The sequence below is a fragment of the Coleofasciculus sp. genome (assembly GCF_046539235.1).
Taxonomy (GTDB): domain Bacteria; phylum Cyanobacteriota; class Cyanobacteriia; order Cyanobacteriales; family Coleofasciculaceae; genus Coleofasciculus.
This window is the reverse complement of the sequence record NZ_JBKHHI010000376.1, coordinates 1-6,561: the sequence shown is the minus strand read 5'-3', so window position 1 is coordinate 6,561 and position 6,561 is coordinate 1. Positions and strand designations below refer to the sequence as shown.

Below are 6,561 nucleotides of genomic sequence, written 5' to 3'. Positions count from 1 at the left end.
TATCTATAGGGAGCGATCGCGCATAGAGTAGAGTTTCAGCGAGGGGGTGGGCAAATGGCTGAAAGGCTGATTCTTTCGTAGACCCTCTCGCTGCCTTGTCCTGTAAGGGTTTTAGCGATTTTTGGGGCAGATTTTTTCTGACCGAACTAAATCTGACCGACTAAGGCTCAATCGTACTCTCACGGGCATCTTTCAATCGCATTGTCCAAAACTGAATTGTCTCAGAAATCTCCATGAGTAAATCTGTTAACAAAACCTGCTGATTAAACTCCAAATCTCTAAATCGATTCTGAAACTCTTCTGTCGTCATATTCTGACAAATTCTTAAATCATTCCCGACAATTTTACATAAAACTTCTCGCGCCACTCCCCAGGCAAAATAACGTCGCCCCTCGTTCTCATCCTTTTCTTTGGACGTTTCTCCTCCTCGTAAAATTGGCGAACGAGACATCGCCCAGAAGCGTTCCACACCCCAACTCGCGACATAATCTGCAATCCCACTAGCCGCCCCCTGCCAATCATCAAAGGTATCTTTTCCTTGTTTAAGCCGTTGAAATACTTCTCGATCTAATTCATAGGTTTCGACAGGTTTTCTGGGCATATCAATAATTAAAATAAGACCATTTTATAATGTAAATGAAACGTAGCCTACTCAATCTGATAAATCTGAATTCGCCCATACCCCACACTCCACAATCCCCCCAGAAAATGTTCATCGACGAGAAAATTTTTCCATTTTTCTAAATTGTCCACCTTCCCCCTGGATGTCCAACTGATCAGAAATACTGCCCCTGGAGGAAAGCCTTCAACTGAAAACAGATTATTGACTAAACTGGTGTTTTCATCGGGATTCTCTTGACGTTCTGCGGCTTGATCAATCTCATCCAGGTTTTTTAAACTGACCCTCGGTTGCCGCACTAACCCCATATCTACGATGATGTTAATGCTATCATCGGGTACTATGATCAGCCGATTCTTGGGGATTTGTTTGGGTAGGCGTAAAGTATCGGTGCAATGCTGGACATTGTTTAATTTCAACCAGCGCAGATAAACAGTTTTATCCTTCAGTTGTTCCTCAGTTATATAAACCTTATTTGGATCAAGATTCAGGGGTGACTGGTGAGATAATTGCTGAAATCGATTTAACCAACTTAGACAACTGACCCACCAATTGCCATACCCTAAGACATGAATGGGCCACCAAAGTGTCCAACCCCAACCGAGGGCAATATGACCGGCTGATATATCCTCTTTTCCGCCAAACCAATTTTTAACTAGGGGTTGGTATTTCTCTTGACTTTCGGCATGTTCCCGCAAAGCCCCCCGTAGGGAACTGCCAGGAATTGCTGGAGTGCGGTCAGGTAATCGAAAAATCGGATTATTATTGCCCCGACTGCTACTATCTGCGCCGCCGATATGGACAGGTTCTTGACAGATTAACCATGCTATTGTCATTTGTCATTTGTCATTTGTCATTGGTTCAAGACTGGGGCGGGTTTAGTCACATCAGGGCAAGAAAAAAACGATAATAGTTAAACCCGCCCCTACTTGCTTCAAAACTGTTTTACTCCTTTCAGAATAACCACAAATGCCCGTAGCCTAAAACATGCCTCTGAAAGGGATCAGGGAAAGGTCCCGATTTTTGTATGGGTGCAACTCCGTCCCAGAGATACACCGCCCCGGCTGGGGTTAACCATTCTCCGGGTGTTAACACTTGTACCCGCTTCTGGGGTTGATGACTATCACCTAGGGTAGCTTTGGCGCGTACTTTTTTCCAGGATTGCCATGGTATCCCCCTGTCGGCGGCGTAAGCTTTAATGGCTGTGGGTGGATAGGGAACGGAACGCTTCAAGGGCGGTTTTTGCCATAATGCTCCCGTTAATAACACCGCTCCTGTAGAATGGGGACAGTCTGCCTCTAACCAATCCCAACATTTAGAGCGTACAGGTGCGATCGCGACTGGGGTTCCTCCTGCTCCCAAAATGCTCCAGTTTGGTGGAGTGTAGTCTCCAATCACTTTGACTAACATTGACCATTTCGTATCCATTAATGTGGTCATTTCGGCGAAGAATCCGGCTTCTTCCTTGACTTGGAATTCTTCGTCTCGGTGATTATGACTGAGGGTCAGGGTTTGCCAAGGTAGGTGTTTCAGTTTGGGTGATGTGGATTTGCCAGCGTTCCAGAAGGCTTTGAGACTGTTTCCAGGTATCAGATATTTGCCGCCCACGATTTCAATGTCTTGGTCTTGATGATCTGGCTGTACTCGCCAACGCTGTTGATGCCATTGCAAACGGTAAATTTGCTGCGGGGGGTCATTCTTTGTCTCTAAAGTATAGACGGGCTGGGGTAAGGGAACATAGAGATTGGTGTCGAAGTACCAAAATGGACCCAATAGTTGACAATCTCTGGGTAAGTTTAAACAAGCGGCTAACTGATGACCATTGGGGGGCCAGCGACAGCCGACTTGTCCGCTATTTTGCCCTACGGGTGTTAGATTGCCAATGGCGATGGGTCCTGCGGGTGTCAGACTGTACCAATTGGTTGATGGTTGATTGTTGAGGGTTGATGGGGGATTGTTCATGGCGGTGAATGATAGCAAAAGGCAGGATTGGGAAAACCTCTCTCCAAACCTCTCTCCTACAAGGAGAGAGGCTTTGAATTTTTACCTACTGACCTGTTCTAACCATTTTTGCCGTTCTCGCTGTTGACGTGCCAGAAATGCTTTGAGGCTAATCCAATTGATCCACCATGACCAATCTTTGAGTTCTGTCTGATAATCGCGGCGACCTACAGTTAATACCTGTTCCCAGGTGAGGGGAATACCCACACTTACCCAGAGGGTATCGATTAAGTCTCCCACTGTAAAGATAGATACATCCCGCAAGCGGGTGCTTTCCAGATAGGTTAATAGTTTCTCCCAAGCATTGAGTTCGCTTTTGCCTTCTTTTGTGGGTTCAATGGGCATGAGTAAATTCCATAAAGACCACGGACAAACCCACTGTAATGATTGACCACTATTAAATAAAACTTGGATACAGATGCGGTTACGTCCTTGAGATTTTGCCTGTTTATATGCCTGATTTAAGCCGCGATGCCAAAGGGATTGGGGAATTCGCCGTTGGGCAATCACAATACCTAAGCTGAAGTGCATTTTTTCCCCCGGTACCGGATAGAGTTGATCCTGATACTGTACCCAGCCATCTACTGGGGGAGTGAGAGGTTGAGTTAAGGGAGAGGGTTTGCCTGTCCAAAGGGCTTGTAGGTCATGGGTTAGGGAAATAGCTTCGGTGAGGGGTCCGAGTAAGAGGAAATCATCCCCACCAGCAAAAATGACTTTGCTATCGTGATGAACTTCGGTTAAAGCATAGAGAAGTTCATTCCATAAACTGAATAATAGGGACAAATCGAGGATGTGGGGTAATTCTAGTTGTCGGTCTTGGTTGGGTACGTTCGGCGGTTGGATTCCTAAGTTATAGTGGGTGATCTGTTCAACGTTGGGATGCCATTTTGACCAAGGTAATTTCAGGGTTCGATACTGTTTGCCAGACAGCCATTTGCCCATATTGTCCCCATCTCCCCGCCAGCCGACTGTCCATTCAATGGTGCTTTGCCAACCATTGGGGATGTCGCTTTGCCAAATTTCTAAGAGTTCTTTATCCTCTATATTGCGCCGTTCTAAGCCACGGGGATGAGCAAATTGTCCGTTTTGATCTGCCCTGGGCATACCCCATTGGGTTTTTTGGGGTAAGGTTGAAAAATAATCCCGTTCTAGCCCTTGCAGGGTTTGGTTCCACAAATCGAGATTAACCTGAGGCTGGGTGGGTATCCAAGCCGCCGCCGCCGCCGTGCGATCGGGAAATTGTCCCCAAGGACAATCCGGTGGCGTTTTCCCCCAGAGTTGTTTTAGGGTTGGCACAATAATATCTGGCACTGAGGCTAACCGCTTCAGCATTTCAATACTGTTGAGGCGATCGCTTTCTGAAAAGAGTCCTTTGAGTTTACTCTCCTTTGCCGCCCGTTCCCACCATTGATCCAAAATGGGTTTCTCTAATCCCCAGGTTCCGCCTTGGTCAATCGGTTGCAAGCCGGGATGCCAAATGGATAAATGACCCGCACTTGGGCTAGTCCGTCCCCCCCACCAGGTTCCTTGCCAATCGCGACCCAGTTTCTGAGATTCAATTCCTTGGTGTAGGTTGGCGATATCCTCAACAATCTGTCCCACGCGGATGGGAGTAGACTCAGTGTAAACTGACCACAGACATTGATGATCCCGATGAATCACCCGCCAGCCAATCCCATTGAGGAGTTGGGATTTGTGTGCGATCGCGGCTTGTTCTAAGCCTTTGAGTAACCGTCCCCATTCCTGTTGGATCAGCGACTGGAATTTCTCTAACCAACTATCGGATTCGGGAAATACTCCCGTCACCACATTGGGCAATTCCGGACGCCAAAACCGCTGATCAACTGAGTTAGAACCCCGCAACCAATTCACCAAAGGGGAGGAATGGTGCAGGGGTAACAACACCTTCCCGCCCCACTCCTCCCAGCGATAAATGAGAACAGCAGATAGGTAATGACACAACCAAGACGCCACCGCCCAATCTCTCAGCCGTTGTCCACCCCCCAGAAAGGATTGAACTGGACCAAAACTAATTACTCCTATCTGCGTCAGGGTAGGAGTATTGCCCAAATCAATTTGCTGACAAGCCTCTTGACTCGCCCCACCTCCCCACCAAACCTGGTTTTTCAGATGAGAGGAATTTTGCCATTCTCCACTCACGGGATGGGTAGACAGGAGTGGTTCGGCTTGCGGAAGCACTGGATATAAGTTTTTCTGCTTAATTAACCAATCTTGCAGATTCATTGAGTTTGATTTAGATCAGGTTGATTTGGATTAGGGAGATGAGAGAAAAAAGGGGTAGGGGCGACCCGCTGCATCAATTAACAATTCAAATCCATTCAATGGGATCGGGTCGCCCTTTCCATGGGTCAGGTCGTCCTCTGGTGTTTTAACCTTAGAGGCGTCTTTTAATATCATTAACCTTATTTTCATACACCTGAACCCTCTGCTGTACCTGGGACGATAACCCCGCCAATTGGATAATATAGCGCAGTTGCTGCACGGCAACTTCTGAGGGATGATCGGGATGATTGACTGATCCGAAAGCTTCTTTTTGAGCATCTAAAATTTTGTCAATACTGTCCCCCAGCAAAGCATGGTATAATTCATTTCTGATATTCAGGAAACTTTCCTGAATTTGAGCATCGAGTTGCCACTGGTTATCACAGTAAAACCCCTTAAACTTATTCCAATCGGGGTTAGGCTGAATAGCGGTAACCTGATAGTTTACAGGCTTCCGAGACGTTGATCCGTGACTTAATAACTCAGTCACTCTCTTTTTAATGCCAATATACCGATTAAATTTATCCTTATCCGTATTTCCTGTATTCGGGTCAGTGTACTCTAAGAACGTCTTACCATCCTCTTTATTCCATCGATAATTCCCCGATCCTCGCTGAATAATTAAACAAGCGATCGCGAGTTCAAACGCCCCCGCCACTCTCAGATACCAATGCATCCACTGTCCGCGATCGCGAAAGGCTTGTTCACTCCACAAAGCAATACTGATCCGTTCGATGACTTCGGCTTGGGGAGTTAAGCCTAGATTGAGTTGGGCAAGATTAAAGGAGACCGCGCGATCGAGATATTGGCAGGTTTCCCGCAGGGTTTGATCGGGATGATCCGCTAACAATTCATTCGCCCCGGCGAAGTCTTGAATTGCCAATAACTGCCTAATTTGAGGCACTTTTAATCGCCACTGCCAATGAGTGCCAGAATGGAAATACGAAATTGATTCTTGTCGAGAAATATAGATAAACTCAATCTCTCGTTTAGCTAACTTTTGTTCAATTCCCCAAAGGTACAGCGCACTACTCAAAGCCGGAGTTCCACTGCTATGCTGGACAAGAATCTGATCAACTGGAATCGTTTGTCCCGCTGTGGGAGCAAAAACTATCCGACTCGACTCAAATTGAATCAATCCGTTTAATAAAGGATCAATCCGCTTTGCCATTCCGTCCCAATCCGCCGCCCCTTGGGGAATATCAGCACCAATATCAAGGAAAATCGGATAATAATTAATCCCCTGCTGCTGACACCATTTTTCTAAGATATTGCGCCACCAATATCCATCCGAGGTAACAATATCATTCCACCCTTCACCCGACTCATTCTGGTGTTGCATCCAGTCCACCTGATTGGTTAAAATAATTCCCCAATACAGTTCAGCCTGATTTTTCTGTTCTTGCCAAACTTGGCGAATCAGAGGAAAATCCACCCGTTCGAGTTGATCAATAAACTCCTCATCATTCCATTGTTGTGTCTCCTGGACATCTGTCAAAGTATAACAAGCCTCTAACTTTTTAGTCCCTGATTCCGAATCGACAAGAATATCGCTACTCCCCAAAACTTGCAGAATTAAATAACGTGGCATGATCAAACTCCGTTCGTAGTAAGCGCTTTAGCGCCACCCATCCTAATTTACATTAGAGACCTATTAC

Annotated in this window: 5 protein-coding genes; all 5 read right to left on the bottom strand. The window is 46.3% G+C overall.

Annotated elements, in window-relative coordinates; translation table 11 throughout:
* Positions 1-160: 160 nt before the first annotated feature.
* The 5 genes from ACLFWI_RS24400 to ACLFWI_RS24380 all read right to left on the bottom strand — a co-directional run bounded on the left by ACLFWI_RS24400 (position 161) and on the right by ACLFWI_RS24380 (position 6,494).
* A complete protein-coding gene (locus tag ACLFWI_RS24400) occupies positions 161-601 on the bottom strand; it encodes a hypothetical protein (RefSeq protein WP_446411169.1) in 441 nt (146 codons plus the stop codon).
* A gap of 47 nt (positions 602-648) precedes the next feature.
* On the bottom strand, positions 649-1,455 hold the full coding sequence (locus tag ACLFWI_RS24395) for an RAMP superfamily CRISPR-associated protein (RefSeq protein ID WP_446415074.1): 807 nt from the start codon (positions 1,453-1,455) through the stop codon (positions 649-651).
* 118 nt (positions 1,456-1,573) lie between these two features.
* On the bottom strand, positions 1,574-2,581 hold the full coding sequence (locus tag ACLFWI_RS24390) for a hypothetical protein (protein WP_446415073.1): 1,008 nt from the start codon (positions 2,579-2,581) through the stop codon (positions 1,574-1,576).
* 81 nt (positions 2,582-2,662) lie between these two features.
* Entirely contained in the window at positions 2,663-4,864 is a 2,202-nt protein-coding gene (locus ACLFWI_RS24385; RefSeq protein ID WP_446415072.1) for a Cas10/Cmr2 second palm domain-containing protein, read from the bottom strand.
* A 151-nt stretch (positions 4,865-5,015) separates the two neighbouring features.
* Positions 5,016-6,494 carry a hypothetical protein gene (locus tag ACLFWI_RS24380; RefSeq protein WP_446415071.1) on the bottom strand — a complete coding sequence of 493 codons (1,479 nt, stop codon included), beginning with the start codon at positions 6,492-6,494 and terminating at the stop codon, positions 5,016-5,018.
* Positions 6,495-6,561 lie beyond the last annotated feature (67 nt).